The organism is Pseudomonas sp. GD04058 (assembly GCF_029836855.1).
GTDB classification, from domain to species: Bacteria; Pseudomonadota; Gammaproteobacteria; order Pseudomonadales; family Pseudomonadaceae; genus Aquipseudomonas; species Aquipseudomonas bharatica.
Genome location: NZ_JAOECN010000021.1, coordinates 1 through 17103 on the forward strand (window position 1 = coordinate 1; position 17103 = coordinate 17103).

General features: G+C 64.7%; 17 protein-coding genes. 10 read left to right on the forward strand and 7 right to left on the reverse strand.

Features of this window, described 5'->3' with window-relative positions; genetic code table 11:
• On the forward strand, positions 1 to 383 hold a 383-nt coding region (locus N7650_RS17380), incomplete at its 5' end, for a DNA-3-methyladenine glycosylase (protein WP_279899277.1).
• Between the two features lie 4 nt (positions 384 to 387).
• Complete coding sequence (locus N7650_RS17385) at positions 388 to 1704, forward strand: bifunctional DedA family/phosphatase PAP2 family protein (RefSeq protein ID WP_279899279.1); 1317 nt, start codon at positions 388 to 390, stop codon at positions 1702 to 1704.
• A 3-nt stretch (positions 1705 to 1707) separates the two neighbouring features.
• Here N7650_RS17385 and N7650_RS17390 read toward each other — a convergent pair whose 3' ends face one another.
• The 3 genes from N7650_RS17390 to N7650_RS17400 are packed head-to-tail and all read right to left on the reverse strand — an operon-like array spanning position 1708 to position 3384.
• Positions 1708 to 2298, reverse strand: coding sequence for an LON peptidase substrate-binding domain-containing protein (locus tag N7650_RS17390; protein ID WP_279899280.1), 591 nt, complete (start codon positions 2296 to 2298; stop codon positions 1708 to 1710).
• A 10-nt stretch (positions 2299 to 2308) separates the two neighbouring features.
• Positions 2309 to 3025 (reverse strand): LrgB family protein, encoded by a 717-nt coding sequence (locus tag N7650_RS17395; protein WP_009397910.1) that lies wholly within the window; start codon positions 3023 to 3025, stop codon positions 2309 to 2311.
• The gene (locus tag N7650_RS17400; protein ID WP_009397909.1) at positions 3022 to 3384 is read right to left on the reverse strand and encodes a CidA/LrgA family protein; all 363 of its coding nucleotides are present in this window, start codon (positions 3382 to 3384) and stop codon (positions 3022 to 3024) included. Before N7650_RS17400 ends, N7650_RS17395 begins: the two co-directional genes overlap by 4 nt.
• 171 nt (positions 3385 to 3555) lie before the next feature.
• Here N7650_RS17400 and N7650_RS17405 point away from each other — a divergent pair, with 171 nt between their 5' ends.
• The 3 genes from N7650_RS17405 (at position 3556) to N7650_RS17415 (ending at position 6493) form a co-directional block, all read left to right on the forward strand.
• On the forward strand, positions 3556 to 4011 hold the full coding sequence (locus tag N7650_RS17405; protein ID WP_064302059.1) for a MaoC family dehydratase: 456 nt from the start codon (positions 3556 to 3558) through the stop codon (positions 4009 to 4011).
• Positions 4012 to 4101: 90 nt separating this feature from the next.
• Positions 4102 to 5823: a C13 family peptidase gene (locus N7650_RS17410; RefSeq protein WP_279899282.1), complete on the forward strand. Its 1722-nt coding sequence runs from the start codon at positions 4102 to 4104 to the stop codon at positions 5821 to 5823.
• A 28-nt stretch (positions 5824 to 5851) separates the two neighbouring features.
• On the forward strand, positions 5852 to 6493 hold the full coding sequence (locus tag N7650_RS17415; RefSeq protein WP_009397906.1) for an oxidoreductase: 642 nt from the start codon (positions 5852 to 5854) through the stop codon (positions 6491 to 6493).
• A gap of 73 nt (positions 6494 to 6566) precedes the next feature.
• On the opposite strand, the gene N7650_RS17420 is transcribed toward N7650_RS17415, so the two are convergent.
• The 4 genes from N7650_RS17420 to N7650_RS17435 form a co-directional block, all read right to left on the reverse strand.
• Complete coding sequence (locus N7650_RS17420; RefSeq protein ID WP_279899283.1) at positions 6567 to 6854, reverse strand: YceK/YidQ family lipoprotein; 288 nt, start codon at positions 6852 to 6854, stop codon at positions 6567 to 6569.
• On the reverse strand, positions 6851 to 7480 hold the full coding sequence (gene ubiX, locus N7650_RS17425) for a flavin prenyltransferase UbiX (RefSeq protein ID WP_009397903.1): 630 nt from the start codon (positions 7478 to 7480) through the stop codon (positions 6851 to 6853). Before ubiX ends, N7650_RS17420 begins: the two co-directional genes overlap by 4 nt.
• Positions 7477 to 8829, reverse strand: coding sequence for a UDP-N-acetylmuramate:L-alanyl-gamma-D-glutamyl-meso-diaminopimelate ligase (gene mpl, locus N7650_RS17430; RefSeq protein ID WP_279899285.1), 1353 nt, complete (start codon positions 8827 to 8829; stop codon positions 7477 to 7479). Before mpl ends, ubiX begins: the two co-directional genes overlap by 4 nt.
• Positions 8830 to 8895: 66 nt before the next feature.
• Entirely contained in the window at positions 8896 to 10797 is a 1902-nt protein-coding gene (locus tag N7650_RS17435) for a sigma-54-dependent Fis family transcriptional regulator (protein ID WP_279899287.1), read from the reverse strand.
• 267 nt (positions 10798 to 11064) lie between these two features.
• Between N7650_RS17435 and N7650_RS17440 the strand changes: the two genes are divergently transcribed.
• The 5 genes from N7650_RS17440 to N7650_RS17460 all read left to right on the forward strand — a co-directional run bounded on the left by N7650_RS17440 (position 11065) and on the right by N7650_RS17460 (position 17045).
• Positions 11065 to 12585: an aldehyde dehydrogenase gene (locus N7650_RS17440; protein ID WP_279899288.1), complete on the forward strand. Its 1521-nt coding sequence runs from the start codon at positions 11065 to 11067 to the stop codon at positions 12583 to 12585.
• Positions 12586 to 12761: 176 nt separating this feature from the next.
• Positions 12762 to 14210, forward strand: coding sequence for an ethanolamine permease (eat, locus tag N7650_RS17445; protein ID WP_064302065.1), 1449 nt, complete (start codon positions 12762 to 12764; stop codon positions 14208 to 14210).
• Between the two features lie 48 nt (positions 14211 to 14258).
• The gene (locus N7650_RS17450) at positions 14259 to 15653 is read left to right on the forward strand and encodes an ethanolamine ammonia-lyase subunit EutB (RefSeq protein WP_009397405.1); all 1395 of its coding nucleotides are present in this window, start codon (positions 14259 to 14261) and stop codon (positions 15651 to 15653) included.
• An 11-nt stretch (positions 15654 to 15664) separates the two neighbouring features.
• Complete coding sequence (gene eutC, locus N7650_RS17455) at positions 15665 to 16483, forward strand: ethanolamine ammonia-lyase subunit EutC (RefSeq protein ID WP_279899289.1); 819 nt, start codon at positions 15665 to 15667, stop codon at positions 16481 to 16483.
• A 109-nt stretch (positions 16484 to 16592) separates the two neighbouring features.
• Positions 16593 to 17045, forward strand: a complete 453-nt coding sequence (locus N7650_RS17460) for a GNAT family N-acetyltransferase (protein ID WP_009397409.1) — start codon at positions 16593 to 16595, stop codon at positions 17043 to 17045.
• The last annotated feature ends 58 nt before the right edge of the window (positions 17046 to 17103 follow it).

A 17103-nucleotide genomic window follows, 5' to 3' on the forward strand; every position in this document is an offset into this window, starting at 1 on the left:
AGTCCGGCTTCCCCTGGGTGGATGAACTGTCCGACGACAACGCCCTGGCACAGATGCAGTTGAACAACCCGGACGCCAGCGGCGGCCTCCGCCCGCCCGAGCGCCTGTGCGCCGGGCAGACCCTTCTGTGCAAGGCCCTGGGCCTGAAAGTGCCGAACTGGGACGCCAAGCGCTTCGATCCGCAACAACTGTTCGTCGAGGATTGCGGAATCATCGTGCAACAAATAATCCAGACCACACGGCTGGGCATCCCTCAAGGCCGCGACGAACATCTGCCGCTGCGCTTCGTCGATGCCGAATACGCACGGTACTGCACGCGGAACCCGCTGCGCCGCGGCCAAGTCGAAGGCCGCGATTTCTTCTTTCTGACACAAGGAAACTGAGACGATGGGCCCATGGCTCGACAGCCTCACCGGCTGGCTGACGATGAACCCGCAATGGCTGGGTCTGGCGATATTTCTGGTGGCCTTCGTGGAGTGCCTGGCGATCGCCGGGATCATCGTGCCCGGCACCGTATTGCTGTTCGCCGTGGCCGTGCTGGCCGGCAGCGGCGCCCTGTCGCTGCATGAAACCCTGATCCTGGGCTACCTCGGCGGGTTGCTGGGGGACGCGGTGTCCTACACCCTGGGCCGACGCTTCCATCAGAACATCCGGCGCCTGCCCCTGCTGCGCCATCACCCGGAATGGATCGGCAGCGCGGAAACCTATTTCCAGCGCTATGGCATCGCCAGCCTGCTGGTCGGCCGCTTTATCGGGCCGCTGCGGCCGATGCTGCCGATGGTTGCGGGCATGTTCGACATGCCGCTGCCGCGCTTTATCGCGGTCAGCCTGATCGCCGCCGCCGGCTGGTCGCTGGCCTACCTGCTGCCCGGCTGGGCCACCGGCGCGGCCATGCGCCTGCCGCTGCCGGAAGGCTTCTGGCCGCAGGCCGGGGTGGTCGCAGCCGGCCTGGCCATCCTGGTCGGGGTGAGCATCAACAGCTCACTGCGCGCCCAGCCCCGCGGCACCCGCTTGATTGCAGCGGTCAGCCTGGTGATGCTGGCGGCAATCTTCTTCGGCTGGCCCTACCTGACCCATCTCGACCAGGGGCTGATGGCGCTGGTCCAGGAACATCGCAGCGATTACCTGAACAGCATCATGGTGCTGATCACCCGCCTTGGCGATTTCCGTACTCAATTCGTTGTCGCCGCCGTGCTGGTCGCCCTGCTCCTGCTGACCCGGCAATGGCGCCCGGCATTCTTCGCCGCCGCCACCCTGGGCGGTACGGCGATCTGCAACGCCGGCCTGAAGTGGTTCTTCGCCCGCGCTCGCCCGGAAGTGCTGACCGAACCGCTGACCAGCTACAGCATGCCCAGCGGCCACAGCTCGGCCTCCTTCGCCTTCTTCCTGACCCTGGCGGTACTGGCCGGGCGCAGCCAGCCGCCGCGCATGCGCCTGACCTGGATCCTGCTGGGCTGCCTGCCGGCGCTGTCGATCGCCATGTCGCGGGTCTATCTCGGCGTGCACTGGCCGACCGATGTCCTTGCCGGCGGGCTGCTGGCCTGCTGCGTATGCGCGGTAAGCCTGACGGTGATCCAGTATCGCGAACCGCTGTATGCCATGTCGCTGCGGGTGTGGTGGCTGATCCTGCCGGCCTGCGTCGGCGTGCTGGCGTTCTTTGCCCTGCACGCCCTGCCCCATGCGCTGCAACGCTATTCCTATTGAGGCTCAGGCGAAGAGTTCGCCCTGGATGCGGTCCAGCAGCGACTGGATCGCCACCAGTTTCTGGGTAGGAGAATCGATGGCCAGCAGCTTGAGCTTGTCCTCGTCATCGAAGGGCAGCAGGTAGGCCAGCTGGTTGGCCAGGGCCTGCTTGCCGGTGATCTGGCTGGCCATGTCGAGGCCGGAGACCATGGGGTGCTCGGCCAGGGCCATCAACAGCGCCAGCAGGTCGTCATCGTCCTCGTCGAGGGGCAGGTCGGCCTGCTCGTCGAGCCAGCGCACATCGGCCACCAGCAGGTTGTCCTTGCGCACTTCGAAGTCATCGACCATGAAGCGCCGCTCGCCTTTCACCCGGATACCCAGAAGACCGTTGTCCTGCTGCTGGAAATCCTCGATCAGCGCCTGGCAGCCTATTCCCGCGAAGGATTCCGGCGCCCTGCCGACCTGTTCGCCCTCCAGGATGCAGACCACGCCAAAGCCGCAGCCCTGCTTCATGCAGCGGCCGATCATGTCCAGGTAACGGGCTTCGAAGATCTGCAAATCCAGGTTGCAACCGGGGAACAGCACGGTATTCAGGGTAAACAGGGGCAAACTCATTGCAGCTCCTCTAGGCAACCAGGCTGACCGCCAGCGGCAGGAATACCGCAGTAGCCACGCCCATCAGGCTCATCGCCAGGGCTGCGAAAGCCCCGCACTCTTCACTTTCCTGCAAGGCCACCGACGTGCCCACCGCATGGGCGGTCAGGCCCAGGGCCATGCCCCGGGCTTCGGGGCTGCGCACGCCAAGCGCGGTCAACAGCGCCGGGCCGAAGATCGCCCCGATCACCCCGGTGATCAGCACGAACACCGCAGCCAGGGCCGCCACGCCGCCGATCTGCTCGGCCACCAGCATGGCGATGGGCGACGTCACCGACTTCGGCGCCAGGGTCATCAGGATCATGTGCTCGGCCCCGAACCACCAGCCCAGCAGCAGACAGATACCGGTGGCGAACACGCCTCCGACTACCAGCGTAGTAAAAGTCGGCCAGAACAGTTGGCGAATGCGCCGCAGGTTGAGATAGAGCGGCACGGCCAGGGCCACGGTGGCCGGGCCAAGCAGGATGTTCATGATCTCGGTGCTCTTGCGGTATTCGGCGTAGGTCAGGCCGCAGCTCAGCAGCACGCCCACCACCACCAGCATGGACACCAGCACGGGCTGGAGGAAGATCCAGCGGGTTTTCTCGTAGGCGGCGATGACGATCTGGTACGCCGCCAGGGTAACGCCGATGCCGAACAGCGGATGATGGATCACCGCCTGGGTCGCGCCATGCCAGTCGAGCATCATGGACGCTCCCCGGAGTGCTTGCCGCGATTGATCATCTTCTGCATCAGCACGCCACAGAAGGCCATGGCCAGCACCAGCGACAGTACCAGCGCCCCGGCGATGGCCCAGAAGTCGGCGACGATATCGGCGGCATAGACCATCACCCCCACCGCCGGCGGCACCAGCAACAGCGGCAGGTAGCGCAACAGGCTGGACGACGCTTCGCTCAGCGGCGCACCGACTTCGCCACGCACCATCAGGAACACCAGCAACAGCACCAGGCCGATGATCGGCCCGGGCAGGATCGGCACCAGCAAGTGATTGACCGCCGTTCCGAGCAACTGGAACAGCACGAGCCACGTCAAACCGCGCAACAACATCGCATACCTCCCCTCGAACCTGGCGGCCATTATAAGCACGCTATCGACCTGCCTATAACCCGACATTCGCCCGAGGCATAGGCACTTGACCAGGCTTTCATCGCGTGCTGATCTTAGACGCTCGTATCTTTGCTGGTCACAAATCATTCAAGGACAGTCAGGAGAGTCGCGATGCCCTATGTACCCGTTGCAGAGCTGTCGCAGTACGTTGGTAAGGAACTGGGACGTTCCGAATGGCTGAAGATCGATCAAGAACGCATCAACCTGTTCGCCGAGGCCACCGGCGACTTCCAGTTCATCCATGTGGACCCGGTGAAGGCGGCAAAAACGCCATTTGGTAGCACCATTGCCCATGGCTTCCTCAGCCTGTCGTTGATCCCCAAGTTGATGGAAGACATCCTCGTCCTGCCCGAAGGGCTGAAGATGGTGGTGAACTACGGACTCGACAGCGTGCGCTTCATCCAGCCGGTCAAGGTCGATTCGCGGGTGCGCCTGGCGGTGACCCTCACGGACGTCACCGAGAAGAAACCCGGCCAGTGGCTGCTCAAGGCAACCGCCACCCTGGAAATCGAAGGCGAAGAAAAACCCGCCTACATTGCCGAACCGCTCTCCCTCGCCTTCCTCTGACCCTGCACGTGCGAAACGGCCTGCCGGGCCGTTTCACCCTCGCCCGGCTTCTGCGGCATACTCGTGGGCCTAGACCGCCCGGACCCCGCCATGCGCCATTTCGTTCCATTTGCCTTGATTCTTTTGCTCGCTGCCTGCGGCGACGGTGAATCGCTGTCGCCGCCCGATGCCCGACTGCCCGATGGCGGCCGCTACCGGGGAGAGGTGGTGGACGGCCTGCTGCAGGGTGAGGGTCGTATCGACTATCCCAACGGCAGTTGGTACGCCGGGCATTTCAGCAACGGCCAGCTGGATGGCCAGGGCGAGTGGCACGGCAGCAATGGCGAGGTCTATATCGGCCAGTTCCAGCAGGGCCTGTTCCACGGCCAGGGTAAACTGACCACCGCCACCAGCAGCTACAGCGGCGGCTTCAAGCTGGGCCGGCGCGATGGCGAGGGAACCTTGCGCGACGGCGCCCAGCATTACAGTGGCCAGTTCAAGGACGACCAGTACAGCGGCGCGGGCAAGCTGGTGCTCGCCGATGGCAGCCAGTACCAGGGCCAGTTCGCCAAGGGCAAGCCCAACGGCGAAGGCGTGCGCAGCGACACCAGCGGCAATCAGTTCAGCGGTCGCTTCGTCGATGGTGAACTCAACGGCACCGGCACCTTCAGCAGCGCCGAGGGCGATCAGTACATCGGCGACTTCAAGGCCAATCGCCTGGAAGGGCGCGGCCGTTACGAGAACGTCGATGGCGATGTGTGGATCGGCGAGTTCAAGGACGGTTCCCTGACCGGCCCGGGCGAACTCTTCGCGGTCGATGGCAGCCACTACAAGGGCGGCTTCCGGGAATGGCGCTTTGCAGGAAAGGGCCGCCTGCAACTGGCCGACGGCAGCGTCTATACCGGCGGCTTCGAGAACGATGCCTACCAGGGCAGCGGACGGCTGGTGCTGCCGGACGGCAAGGTCGAGGACGGCCACTGGATCAACGGCCTGCGGGTTCGTGACGAAAAAGGCCGGTTGCTGCCCGACCCGCTGGAGCAGGCGTTGCTCAACCAGGGCGCGCTGCTGGAACAGGAGCTGGCCCGCGTGCCGGCGTCCAGCGGCTCCATCGACCTGTACAGCCTGACCCTGGCCGGGGACGGCAACCAGAGCGTGTTCATGCGCGAAGCCGACTATGTCAGCGACATGCTCAAGACCCGTTTCGGCGCGGTCGGCCAGATCACCCTGGTCAACCATCGCGACCACCTGGCCGATCGCGTCATGGCCACCCGCGAGAACCTGGCCCGCTCCGCCCGCCGCCTGGCCGAGCGCAGCGGCCCTGACGACCTGGTATTCATCTACCTGACCAGCCACGGCAGCCACGAACATGAACTGGTGCTGGACCAGCCGCGCCTGCAACTGGCCGACCTGCCGGCAGACGAACTGGCGGCGGCACTCGCCCCGCTCAAGGAGCGTGACAAGGTAATCGTCATCTCCGCCTGTTATTCCGGGGGCTATATCGAGGCGCTCAAGGACGACCGCACCCTGATCATGACCGCCTCGCGGGCCGACCGTGTCTCGTTCGGCTGCTCGGAAGAAGCGGACTTCACCTATTTCGGCGATGCCCTGTTCGCCCAGGCGCTGAACCAGACCGACGATCTGCTGCAAGCCTTCGAACTTGCCAGGGCGCATGTGGCCCAACGTGAACAAGCCGAGGATTTCGAGGCATCCGAACCGCAGATCTGGGCCCCGAAAGGGGTAGTGGCACATTGGCAAAAACTGCGCCAGCAACAAGCCCGCAAGGCCCTGCAAAGCAACGCTGCGGTTGAGGAAAAAAGCCCAGCCAGCCGCTAAGCTGGAGCCTATGCAAGGGAGAAACATCATGTACCTGACGCCGCAGCACATCCTGCTTGCCGGAGCCACCGGCCTTACCGGTGAACACCTGCTCGATCGCCTGCTCAGCGAGCCGACCATCAGCCGGGTGCTCGCGCCAACCCGCCGCCCACTGGCCGAACACCCGCACCTGGAAAACCCGGTGGGGGATCCGGCGGTATTCCTGCCGCAGCTCAGTGGTCGGGTGGACATCGCTTTCTGCTGCCTGGGTACCACGATCAAGCAGGCGGGCTCGGAGAATGCCTTCCGCGCGGTGGATCTGGACATGGTCGTGGCCTTCAGCAAGCGCGCCCGCGAGATGGGCGCACGGCACCTGCTGGTGGTAAGCGCGATCGGCGCAGACCCGAAATCGTCGATCTTCTACAACCGGGTCAAGGGCGAGATGGAAGAAGCCCTCAAGGCCCAGGACTGGCCGCAATTGACCATCGCCCGGCCATCGTTGCTGCTCGGGGAACGCAGCGAACCACGCCTTGCGGAAAAGGTGGCGGGCAGTCTGTCGAAGCTGATTCCGGGCAAGTACCACGGGATCGAGGCGTGCCAACTGGCCAGGGCGCTATGGCGGCTGGCGCTGGAAGAGCAGGATGGGATTCGGATCGTGGAGTCCGATGAGCTGCGCAAATTGGGGAAATGATCTTATTGCCTCATCGCTGGCAAGCCAGCTCCCACAAGGTCCCTGTGGGAGCTGGCTTGCCAGCGATAGGGCCCTAGAGTCCGCCGGAAGCCTGGAGCCCCACCCCTAGAACGGTCAACACCGACAACGGCAACAACACCGTATCCAGCACCATGCTCCCCGGCAGGTCCAGCCCCGGGTACTTCGGTGCTTCGGCACCAAAGCGATCCGCCGCACAACACCCACCCTGCATCGCATACAGATCCAGCCGCGTTCCGGAATACACCAGCGGCGCTCCCGGCTTGGCTGCATCCAGCGTTCGCACCGTGGCGCAGCCCGTCGCGCAGAGCACCACCAGCAGCGCGAAGACCAGCGCCCTCACTCCTCGCCTCCGAAGTGATGCTCGCCCCAGCGTGGCAGCATGTCCTGCGGAATATCCAGCAGGTTGAGGATCCTCGCCACGACGAAGTCCACCAGGTCATCGATGGTCTGCGGCTGGTGATAGAAACCCGGCGCCGCCGGCAGGATAACCGCGCCCATCTGCGACAGCTTGAGCATGTTTTCCAGGTGGATCGTGGAGAACGGCGCCTCGCGCGGCACCAGGATCAACTGGCGGCGCTCCTTCAGGGTGACATCCGCCGCCCGCTCGATCAGGTTGTTGCAGGCGCCGGTGGCAATCGCCGAAAGCGTGCCGGTGGAACAGGGCACCACCACCATCGCCGCCGGCGCGCCGGAGCCGGAGGCGACCGGCGACATCCAGTCTTCCTTGCCATAGACCCGAATCTGCCCGGCCGCGGCGCCGGTGTATTCGGTCAGGAATGCCTGCATGCCCTGTGGCTTGGCAGGCAGGACGACATCGGTCTCGGTAGACATCACCAGTTGCGCCGCCTTGGAAATCAGGAAGTGCACCTCGCGGTCCTCGCGTACCAGGCAATCCAACAGGCGCAAGCCGTACTGGGCCCCGGACGCGCCGGTCATGGCCAGGGTGATGCGCTCCGGCCCGCTCATCCGCGCAGCGCCTCGGCCAGCTTGCCATGCAGGCCGCCAAAGCCGCCGTTGCTCATGATCACCACCTGGGTGCCGGTGCGGGCCTGGCCCTTGACCCGCTCGATGATGGCCTCAAGGCTGTCCGCCACCACCGCCGGCACCGTGCATTGCGCAGCGGTGGCGGCCAGGTCCCAGCCGAGGTTGGGCGGTGCGTACCAGATCACCTGGTCGGCGTCCTTGACGCTTTCCGGCAGGCCGTCGCGATGGGCGCCGAGCTTCATGGAGTTGGAACGCGGTTCGATCACCGCGATCACCGGAGCATCGCCAACCCGCTTGCGCAGGCCGTCGAGGGTGGTGGCGATGGCGGTCGGGTGGTGGGCGAAGTCGTCATAAATGGTGATGCCGTTGACCTCGGCAACCTTTTCCATCCGCCGCTTGACGCTTTTGAACGCGCTCAGCGCCGCGATGCCCAAGGCCGGGACGACGCCGACATGGCGTGCCGCCGCCAGGGTGGCCAGGGCGTTGGCAACGTTGTGCTGGCCGGTCAGTTCCCACTCCACCAAACCCTGCACTTCGCCCTCGAAGCTGACTTCGAAGCGCGAGCCGTCATCGCTGAGCAGGCGCACCTGCCATTGGCCGCCGACACCGGTGGTCTGGACCGGGGTCCAGCAACCCATTTCGATGACCCGCTTGATCGCCGGTTCGGTAGTCGGATGAATCACCAGCCCCTCGCTGGGAATGGTCCGTACCAGATGATGGAACTGACGCTCGATGGCCGCCAGGTCAGGGAAGATATCCGCGTGGTCGAATTCGAGGTTGTTGAGGATCGCGGTCCGTGGACGGTAATGGACGAACTTCGAGCGCTTGTCGAAGAAGGCGCTGTCGTATTCGTCGGCCTCGACCACGAAGAACGGCGTACCGCCCAGCCGCGCCGAAACCGAGAAGTTCTGCGGGACGCCGCCGATCAGGAAGCCCGGGCTCATCCCGGCGTGCTCTAGGACCCAGGCCAGCATGCTGCTGGTCGTGGTCTTGCCGTGGGTGCCCGCCACCGCCAGGACCCAGCGGCCCTGCAGCACATGGTCGGCCAGCCACTGCGGGCCCGAAACGTAGGGCAGGCCCTTGTTCAGCACGTATTCGACTGCCGGGTTGCCCCGCGACAGCGCATTGCCGATCACTACCAGGTCGGGAGCCGGGTCCAGTTGCGCCGGATCATACCCCTGGGTCAGGGCGATGCCCTGGGCTTCGAGCTGGGTGCTCATGGGCGGGTAGACGTTGGCATCGGAGCCGGTGACGTGGTGGCCGAGCTCCTTGGCCAGTACCGCCAGCGAGCCCATGAAAGTGCCACAGATACCAAGAATGTGAATGTGCATGGTCAACCTCGGAAAACGTGCAGGCAGGGTAGCCCAGAGGGGGGAAAAACTCACCCGGTGTTTGCTTCAGGCCCCCTTGGACAGCCCATGCTTGCGCAGTTTCCGATACAGGGTGTTTCTACTTATGCCGAGCTGCGCCGCAACCTGGGTCATGTGCCAGCGTTTTTCCTCGAGCACCGCCAGCAAGGCCTGGCGCTCGGCATCGTGCAGCGGGTGCGCCGGGTTATCCACAGGCGCGACCGCGGCCAAGGGCGCAGTGCGCACCAGTGCTGGCAGGTCGTGCACACCGATCCGGCCGTCCTCGCACAGCGCCACCAGCGTACGCAGGACGTTACGCAATTGCCGCACGTTGCCCGGCCAGGCGAAGTCCAGCAGCAGCCGGCGGGCCGCCGGATCAAGCTGCACCGGCTGGCGCCCCGCCTCCCGGGCGAGGATGAAGTCCAGCAGCTGCGCCTTGTCAGAGCGCTCGCGCAATGCCGGCAATGCCACCTCCAGCCCGTTGAGCCGGTAGTAGAGGTCTTCACGGAAGCTGCCATCGGCGACCCGGTCAAGCAGATTGCGGTGGGTGGCACTGATGATGCGCACATCCACATCCTGCGGCTCGCCGCCGATCGGCACCACCTGACGTTCTTCCAGGACACGCAGCAGCCGGGTCTGCAGGCCCAGCGGCATGTCGCCGATCTCGTCCAGCAGCAAGGTGCCGCCATCGGCCTGTTGCAACTTGCCGCGCATGCCTTCCTTGCGCGCGCCGGTGAAGCTGCCGCCGCGATAGCCGAACAGTTCGCTTTCGATCAGGCTTTCCGGGATAGACGCGCAGTTGAGCGCGATGAACGGCTTGCCGGCGCGCTGGCTGGCCTGGTGCACGGCCTTGGCGAAGGCCTCTTTGCCCGAACCGGTCTCGCCGTTGAGCAGCAGCGGCACATCCCGTTCGAACACCCGCACTGCACGACGGAAATCGTTTTGCAGCGCCGGGTCGAGCAAACAGATGTCGTCCGGCTTCGCAGCAGCGACGCTCGGAGCAGACAGCGGCCGCACCTGCTGCCCGCGCACGCTGGCGAACAACCGACGACCATCGCGGGTCCGTAGCGGCCAACTGGTGCTGGCCAGGGCAGTGGCGCGCCCCAGCAGATCGTCCAGCCGGCAATCGAAGAACATCTCCACCGGTTGCCCGAGCAACCCGCCTCGCAGGTTGCCCAGCAGGTTCAGGGCACTCTGGTTCACCGCACGGATCCGCCCTTCGCCATCGAAAGCCAGCAGCCCCTCACTGAACAGCCCGACCGACTCGGCCTGCAGATGGAAGCGCAGCAACCAGTGATTGTCGAAACAACGCAGGAAATAGCAGCTCTCGATCATCTTCGCCGAGAGATTGACCAGCGCCATGGTGTGGAACTGGCTCTGCCGCGAAGCATCGGCCCGCGCCGATGACACGTCGAGCACCGCCAGCAGTTCGCCGTGAGGATCGAACACCGGGCTCGCCGAGCAGGTCAGCCCGGTGTGACGACCGCGAAAGTGTTCATCCTGATGAATGGTCAGGGCCTGGCGCTCGACCAGGCAGGTGCCGATGCCATTGGTGCCCTCCCGCGCTTCGCTCCAGTCGGCGCCCAGCCATAGCCCGGCGCGCTCGAAGATGCGCCGCTCGCTGGGCGCGGTCACGCAATTGAGGATGACCCCGCGCGCGTCGGTCAGCAGTACCGCGTGGCCGGCACCGGAAAGTTGCTGATGCAGGCTGTTCATCTCGCCGTCGGCGATCTGCAGCACCTGGCGCAGGCGGTCGCGGCTTTCCAGCACACGCTCATGCTCGAGCACCGTCGGCGCCACGGCCAGGGCCGGGTCGAGGTGGTAGTCCTCCAGGCAGCGCAGCCAGGAGCGGGCGATCGACGGGTCGCTGCCAGGGCCCTGCAAGCCACCCTTGCCCTGCGTCACCGTCAGCACTTGCCGGGCATGCCGGCTCAGATGATTACCCTGCACTTTTTATTGTTCTCCGCGGGTGAGAGAAAGCCAGCATCCTCCAGGCGCTGGCGCATTGCAATGCCGGCTTGACCGCCGGGTCACGGGCTGTACCGCCAGCGGTACAAAGTGTCACCCAGGCTGTGCCGCATCCCTCACAAAACGCCGCGCAGATCCCCGGAAAACTGCGCCAGATCATCCATCCAGCGCCCTCTGCGGGCACTGGCCCGACCTTTGCTCTACGCTCCATATCCTCCCCAACAAAACACATAAGCCAGGAGAGACACCATGCGTTACGCACATCCGGGTACCGAAGGCGCAAAGGTTTCGTTCAAGAGCCGCTACGGTAACTACATCAATGGCGAGTTCGTGGCTCCGGTCAAAGGCGAGTACTTCACCAACACGTCGCCGGTGAACGGCCAGCCAATCGCCGAATTCCCCCGCTCCACTGCCGAAGACATCGACAAGGCCCTGGACGCCGCCCATGCCGCAGCCGACGCCTGGGGCCGCACCTCCGTACAGGACCGCTCCAACGTTTTGCTGAAGATCGCCGACCGCATCGAGCAGAACCTCGAAGTCCTGGCCATCACCGAGACCTGGGACAACGGCAAGGCCATCCGCGAAACCCTGAACGCCGATATCCCGCTGGCGGTGGACCACTTCCGCTACTTCGCCGGCTGCATCCGTGCCCAGGAAGGCGGCGCCGCCGAGATCAACGAAGGCACCGTGGCCTATCACATCCACGAACCGCTGGGCGTGGTCGGGCAGATCATCCCGTGGAACTTCCCGATCCTCATGGCCGCCTGGAAACTCGCCCCGGCCCTGGCCGCCGGCAACTGCGTGGTGCTCAAGCCTGCCGAGCAGACTCCGCTGGGCATCACCGTGCTGGTCGAACTGATCGGCGACCTGCTGCCACCGGGCGTGCTCAACATCGTGCAAGGCTACGGTCGCGAAGCCGGCGAAGCCCTGGCCACCAGCAAGCGCATCGCCAAGATCGCCTTCACCGGCTCTACGCCGGTGGGTTCGCACATCATGAAATGCGCCGCCGAGAACATCATTCCCTCCACCGTCGAGCTGGGCGGCAAGTCGCCGAACATCTACTTCGAAGACATCATGAAGGCCGAGCCGTCGTTCATCGAAAAGGCCGCCGAGGGCGTGGTGCTGGCATTCTTCAACCAGGGCGAAGTGTGCACCTGCCCGTCCCGGGCCCTGGTCCAGGAATCCATCTATCCGCAGTTCATGGAAGTGGTGATGGAGAAGGTCAAGAAGATCAAGCGCGGCGACCCGCTGGATACCGACACCATGGTCGGCGCCCAGGCCTCGCAGCAGCAGTTCGACAAGATCCTGTCCTACCTAGAGATCGCCGAGAAGGAAGGCGCCGAACTGCTCACCGGCGGCCAGGTGGAAAAACTCGAAGGCAGCCTGGCCACCGGGTACTACATCCAGCCGACCCTGCTCAAGGGCAACAACCGCATGCGCGTGTTCCAGGAAGAGATCTTCGGCCCGGTGGTCAGCGTCACCACCTTCAAGGACGAAGCCGAGGCCCTGGCCATCGCCAACGACACCGAGTTCGGCCTGGGTGCCGGCGTCTGGACCCGGGATATCAACCGCGCCTATCGCATGGGCCGCGGGATCAAGGCCGGCCGCGTGTGGACCAACTGCTACCACCTGTACCCGGCCCATGCCGCGTTCGGTGGCTACAAGAAGTCCGGTGTCGGCCGTGAAACCCACAAGATGATGCTCGATCACTATCAGCAGACCAAGAACCTGCTGGTGAGCTACGACATCAATCCGCTCGGGTTCTTCTAAACCCTTATCGCTGGCAAGCCAGCTCCCACAAAGACCGCGTTCACCGCCACCCTGTGGGAGCTGGCTTGCCAGCGATGAATACGACGCGCTCCCACAGACAAAAACCAGTGCCAAGCGCTCTGGCCCGCTTCCTGCAGCACGCTCACCACTCAAAAAAAGACAACAGGTGACTCCCCATGCCAAGCGATCATTCCGCCGGATCCCCGGCAGGTTCTTCCGTAGATTTCGAAAAGGTCGGTTCCGACTATTTCCAGCAACGTGAATTGAAAAAAGGCGCCGCCGGCTGGGTCCTGCTGGTCGGCCTTGGTGTCGCCTACGTGATTTCCGGCGACTACGCCGGCTGGAACTTCGGCCTGGCCCAGGGCGGCTGGGGCGGGATGTTCCTCGCCACCCTGCTGATGGCCACGATGTACCTGTGCATGTGCTTCTCCCTGGCCGAACTGTCCTCGATGATCCCCACCGCCGGCGGCGGCTACGGCTTTGCCCGCAGTGCCTTCGGGCCTTGGGGCGGCTTCCTCACCGGCACGGCGATCCTGATCGAGTACGCCATCGCCCCGGCCGCCATCGCCGTGTTCATCGGCGCCTATTGCGAGTCGCTGTTCGGCATCGGCGGCTGGATGATCTACCTGGCCTTCTACATCGTCTTCATCGGCATCCATATCTTCGGTGTCGGCGAGGCGCTAAAGCTGATGTTCATCATCACCGCCGTCGCGGCCATCGCCCTGGCCGTGTTTCTGCTGGCGATGGTGCCGCACTTCGATGCGAAGAACCTGTTTGACATAGCGCCCACCCAGGCAGCCGGCGCCAGCAGCTTCCTGCCGTTCGGCTATGTTGGTGTGTGGGCGGCGATTCCCTACGCGATCTGGTTCTTCCTCGCCGTCGAAGGCGTGCCGCTGGCCGCCGAAGAAACCAAGAACCCCAAGCGCGACCTGCCTCGCGGCCTGATCGGCGCCATGCTGGTGCTGCTCAGCTTCGCCTTGCTGATCCTGGTGATCGGCCCGGGCGGTGCCGGTGCCGAAGCCCTGAAAAGCTCCGGCAACCCGCTGGTCGAGGCGCTGGCCAAGGCCTACGGCGGCTCGACCTGGATGGGTGGCTTCGTCAACCTGGTCGGGCTGGCCGGCCTGATCGCCAGCTTCTTCTCGATCATCTACGCCTATTCCCGGCAGATCTTCGCCCTGTCCCGCGCCGGCTACCTGCCGCGAGCGCTGTCGCAGACCAACAAAAGCAAGGCTCCGGTGCTGGCCCTGATCATCCCCGGGATCATCGGCTTCGCCCTGTCGCTGACCGGCCAGGGCGACCTGCTGATCCTGGTGGCGGTGTTCGGCGCTACGCTGTCCTATGTACTGATGATGGCCGCGCATATCACCCTGCGCATCAAACGCCCCAAAATGGAGCGTCCTTATCGCACCCCGGGCGGCATCCTGACCTCGGGCGTGGCCCTGGTGCTGGCCTGCATCGCCGTAGTGGCGGGCTTCCTGGTGGATCCGCGGGTGGTGATCGGCGCTGCGATCATTTATGGCGTGCTGATTGCGTACTTCGCCCTGTACAGCCGTCACCACCTGGTGGCCGGCACGCCGGAAGAAGAGTTCGCCGCGATCCAGAAGGCCGAAGAGGCCTTGCACTGACCGAAATACTGCGCCGCCGGTCAAACGGCGGCGCTCTGGAGATTGCACATGGCAAGTTTCGTACACACGGCAGGCCAGCAGACCTACCGCTTCGACAGCCTGAAGGAAGTGATGGCCAAGGCCAGTCCGGCCCGCTCCGGCGACTTCCTCGCCGGGGTCGCCGCCAGCAACGACGGTGAGCGGGTCGCGGCGCAGATGGCATTGGCCGACATCCCCTTGAGCCACTTCCTCAACGAAGCGCTGATTCCCTACGAGGACGACGAAGTCACCCGGCTGATCATCGACACCCATGACAAGCAGGCCTTCGCCGCGGTCAGCCACCTCACCGTCGGCGGCCTGCGCGACTGGCTGCTCAGCGATCACGCCGATGAAGCCAGCCTGCGCGCGCTGGCCCCGGGCCTGACCCCGGAAATGGCCGCCGCGGTATCGAAGATCATGCGCGTGCAGGACCTGGTCCTGGTGGCGCAGAAGATCCGCGTGGTCACGCGTTTTCGCGGCACCATGGGCCTGCGCGGGCGCCTGTCCACCCGCCTGCAGCCCAACCACCCCACCGACGAGCCGGCCGGGATCGCCGCGAGCATCCTCGACGGCCTGCTCTACGGCAACGGCGACGCCATGATCGGCATCAACCCGGCCACCGACAGCATCGCTTCGATCTGCGCCCTGCTGGAAATGCTCGACGCCATCATCCAGCGCTACGACATCCCTACCCAGGCCTGCGTGCTGACCCATGTCACCACGTCGATCGAGGCGATCAACCGCGGCGTACCGCTGGACCTGGTGTTCCAGTCCATCGCCGGGACCGAGGCGGCCAACGCCAGTTTCGGGATCAATCTGAATGTGCTGAAGGAAGGCTATGAAGCGGGCCTGAGCCTGAACCGCGGCACCCTGGGCCAGAACCTGATGTATTTCGAAACCGGCCAGGGCAGCGCGCTGTCGGCCAACGCCAACTTCGGCGTCGATCAGCAAACCTGCGAAACCCGTGCCTATGCCGTGGCCCGGCATTTCAAGCCGTTCCTGGTGAACACCGTGGTCGGTTTCATCGGCCCGGAGTACCTGTACAACGGCAAGCAGATCATCCGTGCCGGCCTTGAAGACCACTTCTGCGGCAAGCTGCTCGGCGTGCCCATGGGCTGCGACATCTGCTACACCAACCACGCCGAGGCCGACCAGGACGACATGGATACCCTGCTGACCCTGCTGGGTGTGGCAGGCATCAACTTCATCATGGGCATCCCGGGCTCCGACGACATCATGCTCAACTACCAGACCACCTCCTTCCACGATGCCCTCTACGCCCGCCAGACCCTGGGCCTCAAGCCGGCGCCGGAGTTCGAGGCGTGGCTGGCCCGTACCGGCATCTTCACCCAGGCAGACGGCCGCGTGCGCTTCGGCGACAACCTGCCGCCGGCCTTCCGCCAGGCCCTGGCGCAATTGGGATAAGCGAGCGAACCATGGACAAGCAACCGACGCCCACCGACAACCCCTGGCTGGAACTGCGCCGCCTGACACCGGCGCGAATCGCCCTGGGACGCACCGGTACCAGCCTGCCGACCCAGGCCCAGCTGGACTTCCAGTTCGCCCATGCCCAGGCCCGTGATGCCGTACACCTGCCATTCGACCACGCCGGCCTGCGCGAGCAACTGCAGGAACGCGGGCGCGATAGCCTGCTGCTGCGCAGTGCCGCGCAGGATCGTCACCAGTATCTGCAACGCCCCGACCTCGGCCGGCGCCTGCATGAAGACTCCGCCGAGCTGCTGCGCGAGCATGCGCGGAGCAATCCGGGGGGCGTGGACCTGGCCATCGTTGTAGCCGATGGCCTGTCCGCGCTCGCCGTGCATCGCCATACCCTGCCGTTGCTCAATCGCCTGGAAGAACAGATCGCCACCGATGGCTGGTCTACCGCGCCAGTGATGCTGGTGGAGCAGGGCCGGGTCGCGGTAGCCGACGAAATCGGCGAGCTGCTGGGCGCCCGCATGACCGTGATCCTGATCGGCGAACGCCCCGGGCTCAGTTCGCCGGACAGCCTTGGCCTGTATTTCACCTGGAACCCCAGGGTCGGCCTGACCGACGCCTACCGCAACTGCATCTCCAATGTGCGCCTCGAGGGCCTGAGCTATGGCATGGCCGCGCACCGCCTGGTCTACCTGATGCGCGAAGCCTGTCGGCGGCAGCTATCAGGGGTGAATCTGAAGGACGAGGCCCAGGTTCAGACTCTGGAAACGGAAACGAACCCGCAGCAAAACGGAAACTTCCTGCTTGGAAAGTCCTGACTAAGGGCTACTTTTTCGTCGATTGCGCTTTTTTTCCGCTTTAGGCAGCATCTGGGGCGACGGCTGCCCGAGATTCGCCGCCATTCCCTACGAAACACGAGGCCTGCTTATGCGAATCATCCAAGCAACCCTTGAGCACCTGGACCTGCTCGCCCCGCTGTTCGTCAAATACCGTGAGTTCTATGGCGAACTGCCATATCCGGATACCTCCCGCGCCTTCCTGCAAAAACGCCTGGAACGGGGCGAGTCGGTCATCTACCTGGCCTTGCCGGACGATGACGACAGCAAGCTGATGGGTTTCTGCCAGCTCTACCCGAGCTTCTCCTCGCTGTCGCTGAAGCGGGTTTGGATTCTCAACGATATCTACGTGGCCGAGGATTCCCGGCGCATGCTGGTGGCCGACCACCTCATGCGCGAAGCCAAGCGCATGGCCAAGGAAACCAACGCCGTGCGCATGCGGGTCTCGACCAGCAGCAACAACGAGGTGGCGATGCGCACCTACGAGTCCATCGGCTTTCGCGAGGACACCGAGTTCAAGAGCTACGTCCTGCCGATCAACTAGTCACGAGCACGACACGGACCCTGTGGGAGCTGGCTTGCCAGCGATAGGGCCGGCAAGG